The 15453-nt window shown below is 70.7% G+C and carries 14 protein-coding genes and 2 pseudogenes; 7 read left to right on the top strand and 9 right to left on the bottom strand.

All coding sequences use genetic code 11. The features are described 5' to 3' along the window. Positions 1-160: 160 nt before the first annotated feature. From NBZ83_RS07660 to NBZ83_RS07635, 6 genes are all read left to right on the top strand, one after another. Positions 161-592: a roadblock/LC7 domain-containing protein gene (locus NBZ83_RS07660; protein WP_009741809.1), complete on the top strand. Its 432-nt coding sequence runs from the start codon at positions 161-163 to the stop codon at positions 590-592. A 3-nt stretch (positions 593-595) separates the two neighbouring features. Continuing rightward, a complete protein-coding gene (locus NBZ83_RS07655; protein WP_261574634.1) occupies positions 596-949 on the top strand; it encodes a DUF742 domain-containing protein in 354 nt (117 codons plus the stop codon). After that, positions 930-1559: a GTP-binding protein gene (locus NBZ83_RS07650; protein WP_261566361.1), complete on the top strand. Its 630-nt coding sequence runs from the start codon at positions 930-932 to the stop codon at positions 1557-1559. The genes NBZ83_RS07655 and NBZ83_RS07650 overlap by 20 nt, the downstream gene beginning before the upstream one ends. Next, positions 1556-2815 carry a cytochrome P450 gene (locus NBZ83_RS07645; RefSeq protein ID WP_261566360.1) on the top strand — a complete coding sequence of 420 codons (1260 nt, stop codon included), beginning with the start codon at positions 1556-1558 and terminating at the stop codon, positions 2813-2815. Before NBZ83_RS07650 ends, NBZ83_RS07645 begins: the two co-directional genes overlap by 4 nt. Further along, positions 2808-4070, top strand: a complete 1263-nt coding sequence (locus NBZ83_RS07640; protein WP_261574633.1) for a cytochrome P450 family protein — start codon at positions 2808-2810, stop codon at positions 4068-4070. Before NBZ83_RS07645 ends, NBZ83_RS07640 begins: the two co-directional genes overlap by 8 nt. Before the next feature lie 112 nt (positions 4071-4182). Next, positions 4183-4893, top strand: coding sequence for an IS6 family transposase (locus NBZ83_RS07635; RefSeq protein WP_261574632.1), 711 nt, complete (start codon positions 4183-4185; stop codon positions 4891-4893). A 367-nt stretch (positions 4894-5260) separates the two neighbouring features. Here the strand turns inward: NBZ83_RS07635 and NBZ83_RS07630 are convergent, their stop codons facing one another. The 5 genes and pseudogenes from NBZ83_RS07630 to NBZ83_RS07610 form a co-directional block, all read right to left on the bottom strand. Next, positions 5261-6691 carry a cytochrome P450 gene (locus tag NBZ83_RS07630; RefSeq protein ID WP_261574631.1) on the bottom strand — a complete coding sequence of 477 codons (1431 nt, stop codon included), beginning with the start codon at positions 6689-6691 and terminating at the stop codon, positions 5261-5263. Between the two features lie 40 nt (positions 6692-6731). Next, entirely contained in the window at positions 6732-7346 is a 615-nt protein-coding gene (locus NBZ83_RS07625) for a histidine kinase (protein ID WP_261574630.1), read from the bottom strand. A 1-nt stretch (position 7347) separates the two neighbouring features. Beyond that, positions 7348-8037, bottom strand: coding sequence for an LmeA family phospholipid-binding protein (locus NBZ83_RS07620; RefSeq protein ID WP_261574629.1), 690 nt, complete (start codon positions 8035-8037; stop codon positions 7348-7350). 36 nt (positions 8038-8073) lie between these two features. Continuing rightward, positions 8074-9567, bottom strand: a complete 1494-nt coding sequence (locus NBZ83_RS07615; protein WP_261574628.1) for a sensor histidine kinase — start codon at positions 9565-9567, stop codon at positions 8074-8076. Further along, positions 9554-10303: pseudogene (locus NBZ83_RS07610) on the bottom strand (response regulator transcription factor). Before NBZ83_RS07610 ends, NBZ83_RS07615 begins: the two are co-directional and overlap by 14 nt. Between NBZ83_RS07610 and NBZ83_RS07605 the strand changes: the two are divergent. Further along, positions 10194-11783: a glycoside hydrolase family 43 protein gene (locus NBZ83_RS07605; protein ID WP_438803295.1), complete on the top strand. Its 1590-nt coding sequence runs from the start codon at positions 10194-10196 to the stop codon at positions 11781-11783. The pseudogene NBZ83_RS07610 and the gene NBZ83_RS07605 sit on opposite strands and share 110 nt — an antisense overlap. A gap of 4 nt (positions 11784-11787) precedes the next feature. Here NBZ83_RS07605 and NBZ83_RS07600 read toward each other — a convergent pair whose 3' ends face one another. The 4 genes and pseudogenes from NBZ83_RS07600 to NBZ83_RS07580 form a co-directional block, all read right to left on the bottom strand. Beyond that, the gene (locus NBZ83_RS07600) at positions 11788-12165 is read right to left on the bottom strand and encodes a hypothetical protein (RefSeq protein ID WP_261574626.1); all 378 of its coding nucleotides are present in this window, start codon (positions 12163-12165) and stop codon (positions 11788-11790) included. Between the two features lie 762 nt (positions 12166-12927). Then, complete coding sequence (locus NBZ83_RS07595) at positions 12928-13221, bottom strand: hypothetical protein (protein WP_261574625.1); 294 nt, start codon at positions 13219-13221, stop codon at positions 12928-12930. A 61-nt stretch (positions 13222-13282) separates the two neighbouring features. Continuing rightward, positions 13283-13963 (bottom strand): annotated as a pseudogene (locus NBZ83_RS33715) (permease); the annotation flags it as partial. A gap of 275 nt (positions 13964-14238) precedes the next feature. After that, positions 14239-15414 carry a cytochrome c oxidase assembly protein gene (locus tag NBZ83_RS07580; RefSeq protein ID WP_261574622.1) on the bottom strand — a complete coding sequence of 392 codons (1176 nt, stop codon included), beginning with the start codon at positions 15412-15414 and terminating at the stop codon, positions 14239-14241. Positions 15415-15453: the final 39 nt, after the last annotated feature.

Below are 15453 nucleotides of genomic sequence, written 5' to 3'. Positions count from 1 at the left end.
CCGCGAGCCCGCCCGCACCGCCGCCGTCAGCCGACGAAGCCGGATCGTTCCTCGCGGCGATTCTGAGCGTCTCGCCGGACGCCGCTTCCGGTGGCGAAGTCACTGACCCGGGCGACTCCACCCCACCCTCGGCCCCGCTCACTCCCGCAGAGGACACGGAATGACCCCCGATGCCACCGGCACTCTCCACACCGACCACTGGCGTGGGATCGACGCCAACCGCTGGATGGTGGAGGAAATCGAGACGACGCAGGGCGTACGGCACGCGTTCGTTTTCACCGCCGATGGCTTTGTGACCGCCGTCTCCAGCACCATGGACCGCGACGGCGCCGAGAAGCTCGCCGCCGCGTGCTCGGCCATGGCGTCCCTGGGCAGGGCGGTTGCCGGAGACCACGGTGAGGGCGGCATTCCCAGCCACGTGGTGTACGAACTCAACGGCGCCAAGCTGATGTTCCGCGGCGCCGGCGAACGCACCTACCTGGGTGTGATCACCGAGGCCGTGATTGACCCGGCGCTCGTCGCCCACCAGATGACCACGACGGTACGCAAGATTGGCGAGAAGTCGTTGAGCTCCGCCGAGCGCCCGCACTAAGCCGTGGTCGACCCCACGGACTACCTCGGCCCGGTTCGACCGTATGTGCTGACCGGTGGCCAGGCGCGCCCCAGCCGCAACACGGTCCGGCCGGAGACCCTGCTGGTGGCGAATGCGGACGCCAGCCTGCCGCCCTCGGCCACGCGTCAGCATCGGTCCCTGGTGCAGCTGTGCCGGGGAATGCTGTCGCTGGCCGAGGCCGCCGCCCACCTGAAAATCCCGGTGAGCGTCGCGGCGGTCATGGTCTCGGACCTGGTCGACAGCGGCCATCTCGCCGTGCGCACGGTGGGGGCCGATCCGGATACCCCGAACCAAGAGCTTCTCGAAAGGGTCCTGTATGGTCTCCGTAGCCTCTGATCACCGCGGGGCTGATCGTGACGAGGCGGACCGGTATGTCTCGCCGACGGTGCGTCAGTCGGTCAAGATTCTGGTCTCGGGCCCGTTCGGTGTCGGCAAGACCTCGTTGATCGACTCGGTGAGTGAGATCGTACCGCTGCATACCGAAGAACAGATGACCCAGCAAAGCTTGGGGGTCGACTCGCTGACGGGTGTCGAGCGCAAGACGTCGACGACGGTCGCCCTGGATTTCGGTCGGATCACCCTCGGGGACGACATCGTGCTGTATCTCTACGGCACTCCCGGGCAACGACGATTCTGGGACCACTGGGCCGGGCTGGCCGAGGGCGCGATCGGCGCCCTGGTCCTGGTCGACACGCGCAGGCTGGAGGAGAGCTTCGAGGTTTTCGACCAGATGGAACTGAGTGACACGCCCTTCGCCGTGGCCGTGAACGTGTTCCCCGATACGCCGGATATCTCGCTGGACCAGATCGTCGCCGCGCTGGACCTGCCCACCGATACGCCGATGACGTCCTGCCGGGCTCTGGACAGGCAGTCCTCGATCCAAGCGCTGATCACTCTGGTCGAGCACGCGACGGTATCCTCCCGGCTGACAGGGGCGCATCGATGATTTCCACCCGCCATTCCCTGTCGGACTTCACGGGTCTGACTCCGCTGTCGGAGACCACCACCTGCGCCGACCCACAGGCCGCCTACCGGGTGCTGCGGGAGCGGTGGGGGCAGGTCGCACCGGTGGAGCTCGAACCCGGTGTACCGGCCTGGCTGGTCATGGGCTATCCCGAGATTCTTCACGTGGTGCGCAACGAGCGCCTGTTCGCCCGCAATCCCTCGCACTGGCGGCTGCTGTCCGACGGTGTCGTGCGCCAGGACTCCGGACTGGGACCGATGATGTTCCCGCGGGACAACGCCTACTTCGCGGACGGAGCACGGCATCGCCGGCTGCGGGCCCCGCTCGACGAGGGCATCGCGGGCATGGACCAGCACGCCCTCCGGCGCTCGCTGCAGGCGACCTGCCGAGAGCTGATCCGCGGGTTCGCGAAACGTGGCGAGGCCGACCTGGTCACCGAGTACGCGTCGGTCATTCCCATGCTGGCGGTCTCCAGCCTGTTCGGAATCTCCACCGAGCACGGCCATCAGCTGCGGGCCGGCCTGATCGCCCTGTTCGGCAGCGGCGAGGACTCGCAGGAGGGCAACCGCACCTTCGAACGCATCCTGACCGAGGTCATGCAGTCGCACGCGGCCAGCCCGGCCGAGGATCTCACCACCGCCTTCCTGGCGCACCCGAACCTGCACGACAGCGACGAGGTCGTGCAGTCCATCGTTCTGATGATCTCGGCCGGCTACGAGACGACGACCTCGTGGATCGCGCAGACCATCCGGCTGATGCTCACCGACCCTCGGTTCGCCGGGCGCCTGCACGGCGGCCGTCTGGGCGTGGACGACGCGCTCGACGAGGTGCTGTTCCGCGATCCACCCATGGCCAACATGCCCGCCCGGTACGCGCTCGCCGACACCGAGCTCGCCGGGCAGCCCATCCGCGCGGGCGACGCCCTGATCCTCGGCCTGGGCGCGGCCAACGCCGACGCGCGCATGCACACCGACGACCCCTGGCTGGAGACCGGCAACCGTTCGCACCTGGCGTTCTCCGCCGGCCCGCACACCTGCCCGGCCCTGGACCCCAGCCGTCTGATCACCCGCACAGCCGTCACGACCGTCTTGACAGAACTGCACGACCTCACCTTGGCCATTCTTCCGGATGAGATCGAGCTTTTGTCCTCGCCGTGGACCCGCTGCCCGGCGAGCCTTCCAGTGCGTTTCGTCGCATCCGACGTGCCCATCGTTGAGCAGGAGGTCTCGCATGGCTGACTCGACCGCCATCCCGCTGGTTCCCCTGGACCCCTTCGGCGCCGATCACCACGGCGAACAGCGCCGGCTGCGGGAGGCGGGTCCGGTGGTGCAGGCCGAGCTGCCCGGCGGCATCCGCGTGTGGGTGGTCACCGACCACGCCCTGCTCGCCGACCTGGTGGCGGACGAGCGGGTGAGCAAGAACTGGCGGAACTGGAGCGCCATCCAGGACGGGACGATCACCGACGACTGGCCGCTGGTCGGCATGATCAAGGTGACCAACATGGTGACCAGCGACGGCGTCGCGCACTCCCGCCTGCGCCGACCGGTGACCCGGGTGTTCACGCGCGGCCGGGTGGAACAGCTCCGTCCCCGCGTCAACCAGATCGTCGCCGAACTGCTGGACGAGCTCCCCTCCCATGCCGGCCCCGACGGATCGGTGGATCTGCGGTCGCATTACGCCTACCCGGTGCCGATGCAGGTGATTTGCGAGCTGCTTGGCGTCCCGCGGGAGTGGCGCGCCGAGCTCCGCCGGCTTGTCGACAGCATCTTCCGCACGGACACCAGCAGCGAGGAGGCCGTGGCCACCGAGCGGCAGCGTCTGGCCCTGCTCGCCGAGCTGGTGCGGCTGCGTCGCGACGAGCCCGGTGAGGACCTCACCAGCGCGTTGATCAAGCTGCGCGAGGAGGACGAGGCGGCGCTGACCACCGAGGAGCTCGTCGACACCATCTGGCTGCTGCTCACCGCCGGCCACGAGACCACGCTGAGCCTCATCACCAACGGCATACGCGCCTTGCTCACGCATCCGGACCAGAAGGCCATCGCCGTCGCCGGTGACGCCGCGACCTGGTCCAGTGTGGTCGAGGAAGTGTTGCGCTGGGACGCGCCGATCGGGAACTTCCCCGCCCGCTACCCGCTCGAGGATGTCACGATCGCGGGCGTCACGATCGCGAAGGGCGACGCGATTCTCGCCGCGTACAGCGGTGTCGGGCGCGACCCCCGCCAGTACGGCCCCGACGCCGAACAGTTCGACGTCACCCGCGCCCCCCAGCGGCATCTGTCCTTTGGCGGCGGACCGCACCTGTGCCTGGGCGCGCACCTGGCGCGCCTGGAGGCAGGCGTCGCCCTGCCCGCTGTGTTCGTCCGGTACCCGGACCTGCGCCTGGCGGCCGACCCCGCGACCCTGCCGCCGGTTCCGTCGTTCTTCTCCAACAGTGCCGCCGCGCTGCCGGTCCAGCTCGGCCAGGCCGCCGTGGCCCCGCCCTCCGTTATCTGAGAGACGCTCGGGGCCGTCATGTGAGCCGGCCGAGGCGCGCGTTGCTCCCCTCGGCTTTGTTGCATTGGCGGAGTCCGCTGTCCGGCGGCTGCCGATCAGTCATGATCGAGTGATGCGTCGACGTCGTGCCTGTTCACCGGTTCCGACGTCGGAGTTCGCGGGGTTCCGGTTCCCACCGGAGGTGATCGTCCTCGCGGTCCGCTGGTACCTGCGGTACGCGCTGTCCTACCGGGACGTCGAGGAGCTGCTCGCCGAACACGACCTCGAGGTTGATCACGTCACGGTGTATCGGTGGGTGCAGCGCTTCACGCCCTTGCTGGTCGAAACGGCTCGGCCGTGTCGGCACCGGCCCGGTGACAGGTGGTTCGTGGATGAAACGTATGTGAAGATCGCGGGCCGGTGGACGTACCTGTACCGGGCGGTCGACCAGCATGGCCAGGTGATCGACGTCCTGGCCAGCGCCCGCCGCGACCGGGCCGCCGCCCGCAGGTTTTTCACTCTGGCACTGGCACATGGTCGCCGCCCGGTCGAGGTCACTACGGACAGGGCACCTGTCTACCCGCGGATCCTCGACGAGCTGCTCCCCGAGGCCTGTCACGTCGACGCCGCCCGGGAGAACAACCGGATCGAAGCCGACCACGGCCGGTTGAAAGCGCGGCTCCGGCCGATGCGCGGGCTGAAACGGCTGCGCTCCGCCCAGACGATCAGCGCCGGCCACGCCCTGGTCCAGAACATCCGCCGCGGCCACTACGAACTCGGGATCGACACCAACCCACAGCTGAAGCTGGCAGCCGCGTTCACCGAACTTGCAGCAGCCGTCTGACCGGCAGCCGCCTCGGCCGCTGGCATGCCCAGCTTCCCCGTAACGCAACAGCGCCCACCCAGGCCATCTGACCGAGACCGCCCGAGGCCCTGCATGCGCTGAATCCCCGCAATGCAACAGCGCCCGCTCGAGTAACGCGGATGTGGGCGGCGCACCTGGGATCCCCATCGACTTTTCCATCGGCTTCCCCATCATGACGCTCCTGCGCGGCCGTCCCTGGGACAACGCTCGGGTTGCCGCGACCACGCGGTAGGGATTACAGATACGCCGGTGGGCGGCGCCAGGTAGCCCCTTTGGCTCCGGCTGGTCAGCAGGTATCCGGCTGCGGCGGCGAAGATGAGGATCGAGGTCCCGCCGACCCGGCGCTTCAGCCGCGACGGTGCGCGGTCATGGGCAGGCCGTCGCGGGGGCGCAACGTGACGAGCGGTTGTGGGACGATCTCGATGCCCGCGATCGGTTCGAACGACCAGTGACGGCTGATCGCGGCCAGGGCGAGGACCCCCTCGGAGTGGGCGAACGTGTTGCCGATGCACTGGCGCGGGCCGCCGCCGAACGGAAAGTAGGAGTAGCGCGGCTGGCCCGGCGGAGCCGCGCCGACGCCGATCGCCGGGCCCAGCCAGCGGGTCGGGTCGAAGCGCTCCGGGTCCGGCCACCAGTGTTCGTCGCGGTGCACCACCCACTGGCTGAACAGCAGCGTCGAACCGGCCGGCAGCAGGTAGCCGCCGACGTCGCGGTCCTCGGTCAGGTGGCGGCCCATCGCCCACACCGGTGGGTAGAGCCGCATCGATTCGCGCAGCACCGCGTCCGTGTAGGGCAGCCGGGGCAGGTCGTCCATCGTCGGGATCCGGTCGGCTAGGACCGAGTCGAGTTCGGCGTGCATCCGGGCCGCCACCTCTGCGTTGCCGCCCAGCAGGTGGAAGGTCCAGCTCAGCGCGTTGGCCGTCGTCTCGTGTCCGGCCAGCATGATTGTCAGGGCCTCGTCGTGCACCTCCTCGTCGGCCATGCCGGCGCCGGTGTCGGCGTCGCGGGTGGACAACAGGAGCGACAGGAGGTCATCGCCGCCTGCGCCGGTCCTGCGCCGGTCCTCGATCAGGTCGTAGACGACCCGGTCGAGCGATTCGCGCGCGGCGCGCCGCCGCCGGGGCCCGGGCAGTGGGAGCCGTTCGAACGTCTCGAATCCCGGCATCCGGGCCGACCTGGCGGCCGGCATGTTCGCGCTGATCGCGGTACGCACGATGGCGATCATCTCGCTGTCGAGGTCGACGCCGAACAGGGTGCGGGCGACGATTGCCAACGTCATCTCGGTCATCTCGGCGTGGAGGTCGAGGCGCAGGCCGTCACGCCAGGTGGCGGCGGTTTCGTCGGCGATGCGGGCGAACGTCTCGCCGTATCCGGCGATGCGTTCGCGGTGGAACAGCGGCTGCATCAGTCGGCGCTGCCGGCGGTGGACCTCGCCGGAGGAGGTGAGCAGGCCCTGGCCGAGTAGCATCGTCAACGGCTGGATCACCGTCTCGCTCGATCCGAACCCGCGCCGTACTGCGCCCTTGGCGTGTGTGCGGTTCGACCCGACGAGCCCGTCGCCGATCGCGGTCGGGTCCGCGACCAGGAACGCCGAGACCGGCCGGGAGCTCAGGCGCACGACCAGGCCGTATTCGCGGCGCAGGCGGGTCAGGCCGGCCAGTGGGTCGGCGCGTATGAGGCGCATCGCTGCGAGCGGTCCGCCGGCGGGCCCGGGTACCTCCTCGACCGGTCGGGGGATCGTGTTCGGCGAGTCGGGGAAGGTCGGAGTAGTGGTCATCGGAACCTTTCCTGGTTGGCCTGTCGGCCGGTCGGCGGGCTCATCCGAGCAGGACGATCACGGCGACGAGGGCGCTGATTTTCACCGCGAGCAGGATGTCGGCGGCGCGGCCGTCGACATGCCGGATGTTGACCGTTTCCAGTACCCGCGGCACCGCCACCCGCATCCGTGACCACAGCAGGACGACCGTGCCGACGCCGGTGACAGCGACGGCGATCTGCACGCGCAGCGGCCCCGGGGCGTACACGCCGGTGATCGCTGTCGCCGCCACCAGTGCGAACACCTTGATCGCCGCGAACTGCGCGAGCGTGGACCGCGACCGCAGCAGGACGGCGGCCAGCGTTGCTGACAGGGCCAGGGTGACAAGTGCCGTCGTGGCTGTGTGCGGGTCCGCCTCGATCTTGGCCAGCCCCGAGACGTGGAGGTGGGCCGCGGCCTGGTCGACCGGAATCAGCCGCAGCAGGCCGACCGTGGCCACGGCGAGCGCCGCCTCGGTGCCCCGCAGGACGAGCAGGGCGGCCGGGACTAGCAGGAGCCGCCGGCCCACGCCGGCCGGAGCGAAGGCGCGCCCGCCCGCCGCCGGGCCGGCGCTCAGGCCGGTGTCGGAGTCGTCGGCGCAGCCGGCAGCGGCGGTATGTGTGTCCGAGCGGGCCATGTCAGGCACCTCCGCACGGCGGGTGGGCGGCCGCCTGCTGGTCGAACGTGGCGCCACTGATCGACATCTGGACCCGCACGCCCTGCCCGCTCGGCGTGACGGCATCGAGGTGCGCGCCGAACGGAAGACCGCCGAGCGAGCTCATGCCGCGGCCGGCCCCGGGGGCGGTGATTGCGCTGGCGATGGTTCCGGCGGCGGTCGTCCGCGCGGTGACACCGCCGCCCACGCCCAGGCCGCCGGCACCGGCACCGGCACCGGCACCGATCAGACTGCGCAGCGTCCCGTACGGGACCGTCGCGTCCAGCGTCGCGGAACCGATCGCGAGTTTCGCCCCGCCGCCCGAGCCGACCAGGCCGGCCATCGGGGGAAGCCGCAGGTCGCGCAGGTCGATCGTCACGGCGACCAGCCGCGCCCCCGGGCCGGCGGCGGCCGCCGTGACCCGTGCCGAGGAGACGTGCCCGGTGGCCGCCTCGGTCAGGAACGGGAATCCGCCGATGTGCACCGAAACGCCGTCACTCAGCATCCCCAGGCAGGCCAGCCGGGTGGCCAGCCGGTGCTCGACGACCCGGACGAGCAGGCGGTCGGTCACCGCCAGGACGGTGGCGGCCAGCACGACCAGGCCGACCACCAGCCGGAACCGGTGGCCGGGCGGGCGGGTCGGCGCGGGAAGCTCCACGGTGTAGGCCGACATGGGACCAGCAGACCGCGCCAACACTCGAGTTCGATGTCAGCCACATTGGCGTTCCGTCTGCCCGGACAGGCTGTGCGCGGGCTCGGTCTGTACCCCCGCCCGCGCCGGATCCAGCGGGAGCGTCACCGTGACGGTGGTGCCGACCCCGACCACGGAGTGCACCTCGGCCGTGCCGCCGTGGGCGGCGGCCACCGCGGCGACGATGGACATGCCCAGGCCGCTGCCCCCGTGGACCCGGTCCCGGCCACCGGACGCCCGGTAGAAGCGGTCGAAGATCCGGTCCACGGCTCCGGGTGGCATCCCGGGCCCGGTGTCGCTGACCCGCAGGCAGACGCGGTCGCCCACGCGGGCGACCGTCACGGCGGCCGCGGCCGAGGTCGGCGTGTGGACTCGGACGTTCGTGAGCAGGTTGCCGACGACCTGGCGCAGCGCGTCGCCGTCACCGACCACGATGCAGGTCGGCGGGCAGTCCAGAGTGACGCCACGGTCGGGCTCGACCGCCGCGGCGTCCGCCACCGCGTCGCGCGCGATCACCGCGAGGTCGACCTCGGCCCGGTCGAGCGGGGGCTGCTCGTCGAGGTGGGCCAGGTACAGCATGTCGTCCACGAGCGTGCTCATCCGCCGGGTCTCCTCCTGCACCCGGCGCAGCGCGTCGTCCACCCCTGGCGGCGGGACCGCGCCCTGCCGCAGCAGGTCGACGTATCCCCGGACCGACGTCAGCGGGGTCCGTAACTCGTGGGAGGCATCCGCGACGAACAACCGCAGGCGTTCCTGGGACCGCCCCCGCTCGTCGAACGCCGTCTGAATCTGGCCCAGCATCACGTTCAACGCGGCCGAGAGCCGTCCGGTCTCGCTGCGCACCGGGGAACTCGGGACACGGCGCGAGAGGTCCCCGGCGGCGATCGCCGCCGCTGTCTCGGCGACGTCGCGCAACGGCCGCAGACCGCGGCCGAGTATCAGCCACGCCGAGATCCCGGCCGTGACGAGGACGACCGCGCCGGCCATCGCCTCGATCACCGCCAGCCGGTAGACGGTCGCCGTGGCCGGCCGCATCGGGAGCGCGACCAGATCCGTTCCACCGCCGGCCGGCAACGTCCCGGCGATCGCCCGGAATCGTTCGCCGCCGTCGTCGACCGTGAACGGGGCACTGGACGCGGCACGGGAGCCCAGGTCCGAGACTCGGTCCAGCAGTGGCCCCGACCGGGGCGGGTCGCTGCCGCCACCCGCGGCGGTCAGCACCGGGCCGCCCGGCGGCCGGATCTCGACGATGTAGTCCGTCGGCCCCACCGTCCGGTCCAGCACCGCCGCCCCGATGGCCGGCGCGGCTCGGGGAAGGGACGCGAGGACTCGGGTCGCCACCAGGTCCTGCGCCCCGTGCAACCGACTGTCCGCACGGTCGAGCAGGTACGCCCGCAGCACCAGAACGCTCGCGGCCGCGGCCGCAGCCAGACCCACGGTCATCAGGAGCACCAGGCCGGCCAGCAGCCGGACCCGTAGCGAGACGCCCCGACGCGGGTCACCTCGGGCCATCGGGCTCCCGAAGCATGTACCCGAACCCCCGACGGGTGCTGATCAGCGACGGCCCGTGCGCCGCCAGCTTGCGCCGCAGGTAGCTGACGTACTGGTCCACCACGGTGTCGCAGCCACGGAAGTCATACGTCCACACCGCGTCGAGGATCTGGGCCCGGGACAGCACCCGCCGTGGGTTGGTCAGCAGGTATCACAGCAGCTTGTACTCGGTCGGTGAAAGCTCCAGGGGCACGCCGGCCCGGGTCACCTCGTGCGTGTCCTCATCCAGGACCACGTCGGCGAAGGTCAGGGCGTGGGCCGCGGGCGCCGGCTCGTTGCGTCGGGCCCGGCGCAGGACGGCGCGGAACCGGGCCACCAGTTCGTCCACCGAGAACGGCTTGGTCACATAGTCGTCCCCGCCGTAGGTGAGACCCGCGACCTTGTCCGCGTGTGCGTGCCGCGCGGTCAGGAAGATCACGGGAACGTCCATGTCGCCGTCCCGCAGACGTTGGCAGACCTCGAATCCGTCGAGGTCGGGCAGCATGACGTCGAGCACCACCAGGTCGGGCCGGGCCCGGCCCACCGCCGCCAGCGCCTCGCCGCCCGATCCCGCCGTCTCGACGTCGAAGCCGTGGAAACGCAGCGACATGCGCACGAGGTTCACGATGTTGGTTTCGTCGTCGACCACCAGCACCCGGGGCTTCGCCGACGCCGCGGCCGTGTTCAGACCCGGCTGCCGGCCCGGGATCTCACCCATCACGCCCTCTCATGCCTCCCAGCACAGCGGCCGAACATGTGAGTTCTGTTCGAGTACCCGGCGGTCATCCGGCGGCCGCGAGACCACGGCCGCACGGACACCGCACCCGTACGAGGCTCTGACAATTCTCACACGGCACGCACATCTGGGCCGGCCAGGCTGCGCAGTCGCATCCGAGCCCAGCCGGGAGGCCCACGCCGCCATGTCGCACCTGCTCGATCCGCCCGCGCCGCCTGATCCCGCGCGCCCCGCCGATGCCGCCCGCCGGGGGTCGCGCCGGGCACCGACCGCGGTCGCCGTGACGGCGGTGGTCGTGGTGGTGCTCGCGTTCGCCGTAACCGGGATGGTGCTGGTGGGCCGGGTCGTCTCGACCGGTTCGTCGACCGCGCGGGCCGGCGCACCCGGCGCGGGGACCACCGCCCCTGGGCCGTCGCCCGGCGCGACGGGCCTGAAGGGTACGGGCCTAAAGGGTACGGCCACCGGCGGCACACCAGCCGGCGGCACATCGGACGACCGTCCGGCCATTGCCGTCCACGGGTCCAACCTGGCCGATCCGTTCGTGCTGACCGTCGCCGGGGTCAGTTACGCCTATGGGACGAATACTACGGACGGGGGTAACATCCCAGTGCTGCGAAGCACCGGGATGCGGACCTGGCAGGCGGTGGGGGACGCGTTGCCGGCCCTGCCCCGGTGGGCCGCCGTCGGCCAGCTCCTGACCTGGGCCCCGGCTGTCAGTCCCGTCGCCGGCGGCTTCGTCCTTTACTACACCGCCCGCGTGACCGTCCTCGGTATCCAGTGCATTTCGACCGCGAGCTCCGCCTCGCCGGCCGGCCCGTTCGTCGACGTCTCCGGCGCGCCGCTGATCTGCCAGTCCGAGGCGGGCGGCAGCATCGACCCGAGTCCTTACACGGCCGGAACCAACCGTTACTTGACCTGGAAGAGCGAGGGGATCCGGGCCGGGCACGTCCCAACGTTGTGGGCCGCGCGGATGAGCGCGGACGGCCGCAGCCTGGCCGGCCCGGCGGTGGAACTGCTCCACCCCGGCCTGGCCTGGCAACACGGCATCGTGGAGGGCCCGGCGATGCTCGCCCGCGGCGGCCGATTCGATCTGATCTACTCCGCCGGCGACTGGCACAGTCCCGACTACGTCACCGCGACCGCCGCCTGCGCCGGGCCGCTCGGACCCTGCACCGCGGCACCCGAACCCTTCCTGCGCACCGGGAACGCGGGTGTCGGGCCGGGCGGAGCCGAACCGTTCGTCGATGCCGACGGGAACTGGTGGCTCGCCTTTCACACGTGGAACCGGAAAGATCCCGCATCCTCGCCCCACGCCGGCCGCCAACTTGTCCTGGCCCCGCTGTCACCGTCGGGCCCGCCCGCCGTGTCGCCCGCACCCCGCGTGCGCATCGGCCGCACGGTGACCGGACTCGATGCGGCTGGGTGGATGCGCGGATCGACGCCCTCCGCGTCGGCCGGCTGACGGCTTAGCCGGAGCAGGCCCAGGTGATTGAGCCAGCGAGGGTAGGTCCGGCGGTCGTGCTCGTGCTGAACGACATGGAGCCGCCCGCCGAGGTGATGTCGACGGTCGCTGGGACCGCGTCGATCGCGTAACGGCCGGACTCCGGCGCGACGACGGACACTGTGATCACAGCCGGGTAGCTGCCAGGCCCGTTGTAGCCGATGACCCGGACGCTCTGCGACACCGTCCTGCCGTTGACGGTCGTGGTCCCGGACTCGACGTAGCGCCGCGCAGTGGACTGGCAGCTGACGGCCGTGGAGGCATGGCCGGCAACAGCGATCGGGGAGGTGATATCGACGGTCAGGGACCCGGGACCGCCCGCGCCCGCACCTCCCGGTGGCATGGATGACCCCGTCGGGGCGGCACTGGCGACGACCGCGGCGTCTGTCGCAGTCGGAATGGTCGTCGCAGTCGGAATGGTCGTCGCAGTCGCGGGCTCCGCTGTCGAGACGGCGCCGGCTCGACAGGCGGTGGCCCCAAGCCCGATGAGGAGGGCCATCGCGAGCGCCGGCAGGCATCGGAGGGACAGCGGGAGTTGCCAGCCGGCGGATCGCCTGTCGTCGTCCGTCGTGACGCCCCATTGGACGGTCTGATCTCGTTGGTCCACTCGGTTTCCTTCCAGGAGCGGTGTTGTCCGGGTCGATCTCGCGGAGGACTCCGTCGGCGGCAGTTTTCGATGCGATCGTGTGAAAGGCATGTGGCCGCGGCCGGAAAGAACCCAACGGAGAGAAAGGATCGCTGTGCTGTCATGGGTGCACGTCCGCGGCGCGCGCCGGTGAAGGCAGCCAGCCTCCCGACAGGCCCGCCGCCAGCGGGTCAGCGGCGGGGCGCCGGGCCCATCGTGCCCCCTTGCTCAGGCTGTCCACCGGGACGCGCGTCAGCGCAGGGCAGAGTGTGTCGTCGTCGGCGACAAGAAGGAGCAGGAGGGCGAGCAGGATGGTTGTGACGACTGACTCATATCCGAGGCTCTCGGCGAACGTCCGGGTGGAGCAGGCTGTGACAGTTCGTCTCCAAGGTGACAGCGGGACCGAAGTGCACCGCTGAAAGCAGGCGGTCGGCCTGGTCGACTCGCTTGAGGTGGTGGTGGATGACCGGCGCCAGGACGTTACGGCGTCGGGTTGGTCTGTTCGTGGGCGCCGTGGACGGCGTTGTGGACCTGATCTGCGAGGAGTGCGATGCCGCGACGGTCCTCGGCGTCGAGTTCCTGCCGGTTGATGACGGCGTGCAGTCGGGCGAGCTGTTCGGCTACAGCCCCGCGCTGTGGGGCGGTCTGGGCACTCCAGGCCACGTCTCTGAGGAGTTCGAGTAGCTGCGACATCACGACCGGGTCGGCCGCGCCACAGCGACGTGGCTGCGCGACCGCGAGTTCCAGCAGGTCCGACAGATCGAGTCGCGCCAACGCCGTAAATCAGCAGGATCGGAATGATGATCAGGTCGGCGAAGATGAACGCGACGACGCCGCCGAAGCTGATTCCGCCGTTCCAGAGCACCGCCGCCAGCGGCACGTTCCCGATCGAGCAGACGAACGTGACGACGGCGATGAGGGGACCGATGATCGGCCCCCAGATCTTCGCGGCCAGCGGGTGGCCGGTCAGGAACAGATGCTGCCAGAAGCGGTCGGGGATCCACGCGCCGGCCGCCCCCGCGATCAGCAGCCCGATCACGAGGTCCCGCAGGATCGCGGCCCACTCCATCACGAACGTGTGGCTGACCGAGCTCAGGCCGGCCGGGCTGACCAACCGCCGCCCGAAGTGGCCGGAGCTCGGCACACTCATGTCCATCGCGGCGTGCCCTTCCATCGACCCGGCCAGGCCCTGGTCGGCCTGAACCCGGGCGGCGCCGACCAGCCGGCTGCTCAGGAACCGGCGGAACACGAGCGCCAACAAGACGATCATGATTGGTCCGCCGGCGAACTCCGCGAGCGTGAACGGCCAGCCGATCAGCAGGGCCAGGATCAGACCCAGCTCGATGACCAGGTTCGTCGAGGCGATCTCGGACGCCATCGCGGCCGTGAAGTTCGCGCCCTTGCGGAACAGTGAGCGGGCCGACGCGACCGCAGCGTACGAGCAGGAACTCGACGCGGCGCCCAGCCCGGCGGCGGTGGCCAGGCTGCGCGGCCGGTCGTCGGGCAGAAGCCGCACGATCGTGCTCTTGTGGACCAGCGACTAAACGATCGCGGAGAGCGTGAACCCCAGGATCAGCGACCGGGTCACCTGCCACGTCATACTCCCGGCCACCCCGAGGGCATGCCCGATCGCCCGCACCAGGCTCATAACGGGATCTCCACAGCCGTGGCGGAATCCACCCGCCGCCACAGGCGACGTTGACGGTCGGATGGTGTCATCACCCGCGGGATACCCCACCACGGTATTGCCAATCGGAGCCGGTGCGCTCCTTCGCCCGCACCGGGGTTCTCTCAGCGAGACCCGTTCAGCTGTGCGAGCCAGTCGTTGTAGGCGCGCCAGCTCGCCTCGTCGTCGTCCAGATCGGCGTGGCGGGGGCGCGCCAGCCGCGGACCGGCCGAGGCAGTGGTGCCCACGGACGCGACCGGGTCGGGGTCGTGCCCGGTGTGGGCGGCGAAGGTCGCGGTGCGGGCCCGTTCCAGCCAGCCCGACCTGGCCCGGCGGACCGCTTCCGGCTTGCGGGTCCACACCCGGAACAGCAGCACGATGAGGACGACCATGAGGCCGTCCCCGAAGACCCACATGATCCCGCCACCGGTCTGCGTGTCCAGCAGGGCGCTGCTGCCCCAGTCGTGGGGGGCCATGGCAATCGGGGTCCGCGACTGGAGCAGGACGAGGCCGGCGAAGGTGTCGACGCCCATGGCCAGCACGACCAGGGCGAGCCGGCCCGGCATGGATAGCTTCCAGCGGATCGGTTCGTCACCGAACAGCAGGACGAAGAACTGGTAGCCGGCCGCGAGGTAGAGCGCGTGTTCGAGCTGGCCGAGCCAGGGCCGAGCCATGATCACATTCATCAGGGAGGTCAGATGGGTGCCGATGATCGTGATCGTGTAGCCGGTGAACGCGGCGGGTGGCGAGAGTAGGAGGCTGACCGGCCATGATCGGACCAGGTTCCGTATCCGGGTGTGCAGCGGATTGCCGGTGGCGTGCAGGAGAAGGGTGAGCGGCCGGCTTGCAACGAACAGCGGCGGCGCCACCATGATGAGCATCAGGTGTTGGACCATGTGCATGCTGAACAGGGCTTCGTCGTAGGCGCCGACCGCGCTGTTGGTCGCGAGGACCACCACGGCGGCGCTGGCCAGGTAGGAGGCCGTACGGAGACGGGGCCAGGGCCGGACTGGATGTCGGGCCCGGACGCGGGCGACTCCCCACAGGTAAAGGCAGGTCGCCGGTACCAGGTAGGCGAGGGCCACCGCGTCGAGCTGCCAGGTGTCCAGCAGCCGGGCCGGGCTCAGCGGTGGTGGCCCGCCCTGCTGGCCCCACCGGCACCAGGACACCGGCAGTATCGGCGCGGACGGCTGGCGATGGGTCCACAGGGTGGCGGCGGCAGCTGCGGTGAGTACGGCGGCGGCCGCGGTGAAGGCCACCCGGCCACGGGTGATCGTGACCGGGCTACGGGACAGGATCATGACGTCTCCGGGTTGGTCCCCTGCCGTGGGACGGCCGGG

Source organism: Frankia gtarii (assembly GCF_025403375.1).
Taxonomy (GTDB): Bacteria; Actinomycetota; Actinomycetes; order Frankiales; family Frankiaceae; genus Frankia; species Frankia gtarii.
Note: the sequence above shows the minus strand (reverse complement) of the source record. Positions and strands in the feature narration are given on the sequence as shown.